This window comes from Serratia sp. PL7 (genome assembly GCF_945957435.1).
Window position 1 is genome coordinate 1 of record NZ_CAMFLB010000093.1, and the last position, 1265, is coordinate 1265.

Sequence of the window (1265 nt, forward strand, 5' to 3'; positions counted from 1 at the left end):
GGGCAAAACGTTCTTGCCAATCGACTGATTCGCTAAAATCAGGCTTACCAAGATTAGGTAAGCCCGCGCATTATACGCAAACCAGGCCAGGTTGCAAGCCACGGATGGAAATATGCTCAGAATGAGCGGTATTTAATGAGTTTTGCCCCTCCCCCGCCCCTCTCCTTTAGTGATAGGGAGCCGATCGGCACTATTGGCAAGTGCAGGAGATAATCTGTAACGGGAGAATGTGAGGGCTGTTATGGCGTTAAAGCTGATCTGTAATAGTGGAATATAAAGGAAGAATGCCTCAGTTAAGTTAGAGCATGGACTGTCCCTCTCCCTGTGGGAGAGGGTTCGGGGGTATTCAGTCTTTGCGTTCCAGCACTTGCGCCTGGCAATAGTTTTGGATGCCAAGCCGCTCAATCAAGCTCAGTTCAGTCTCCAACCAGTCGATATGCCCTTCCTCATCGGCCAAGACTTCTTTCATCAGATCGCGGCTGACATAATCATGGATAGAGTCGGCATAGGCGATACCTTCCCGCAGGTTCTTGGCACCGTCCAGCTCCAGGGCCAAATCGGACCTCAGCATCTCTTCGACATCTTCGCCGATATTCAGCTTGCCGAGATCTTGCAGGTTCGGTAACCCTTCAAGGAACAGGATACGCTCGATGTAGCGATCGGCATGTTTCATCTCATCGATCGACTCGTGATATTCCTTCTCATTGAGACGCATCAGGCCCCAATTTTTGAACATACGCGCGTGCAGGAAGTATTGATTGATGGCAACCAGCTCGTTACCGAGCAGCTTGTTGAGGTGAGCAATGATCTTTTTATCGCCTTTCATAGATAAATCCTCCTGGGCAGTTCTAAAAGTGTAGAAGCTGCGGGCCAAGAGTCAAAAAATAACCCTACTATTTATTAGGCGACTTCATGCATATGAATCAGGGTTGCGCGTTCCTCCACCATAATTTGCCTTGCCTGACGAATGCATTTACCGCAGTCAGTTCCAATCGGCACCAGCTCACGCAGTTGCTTCATGGTATGGGGATTGTGCTGACGCACCGCCTTACGGATCGCTTTGTCAGACACAGCATTACACAGACATACGTACATAGAGAGACTCACTTCTTAACCGATGCAGTAAGTCTAAATAAGAATCGTTTTTATTTCAATTAAGATTGGTAAAAAATTGTATAAAAAAAGGGCACCGAAGTGCCCTCTTTTAGTGCTTATAAATTATTCGCGATTAAGCGATAACTTTAGCAACAACGCCCGCACCTACA

At 47.4% G+C, this 1265-nt stretch carries 2 protein-coding genes; both read right to left on the reverse strand.

Features of this window, described 5'->3' with window-relative positions:
* Positions 1-346: 346 nt before the first annotated feature.
* On the reverse strand, positions 347-826 hold the full coding sequence (gene bfr / locus N6G83_RS54330) for a bacterioferritin (protein WP_021182231.1): 480 nt from the start codon (positions 824-826) through the stop codon (positions 347-349).
* Positions 827-900: 74 nt separating this feature from the next.
* Positions 901-1095 carry a bacterioferritin-associated ferredoxin gene (gene bfd / locus N6G83_RS54335; protein ID WP_024485620.1) on the reverse strand — a complete coding sequence of 65 codons (195 nt, stop codon included), beginning with the start codon at positions 1093-1095 and terminating at the stop codon, positions 901-903.
* Between the last annotated feature and the right edge of the window lie 170 nt (positions 1096-1265).

What these genes read in the sequence shown, in the direction of transcription:
- bfd (WP_024485620.1), bottom strand. Translation starts at nt 1,095, where the DNA reads ATGTACGTATGTCTGTGTAATGCTGTGTCTGACAAAGCGATCCGTAAG.
- bfr (WP_021182231.1), bottom strand. Translation starts at nt 826, where the DNA reads ATGAAAGGCGATAAAAAGATCATTGCTCACCTCAACAAGCTGCTCGGT.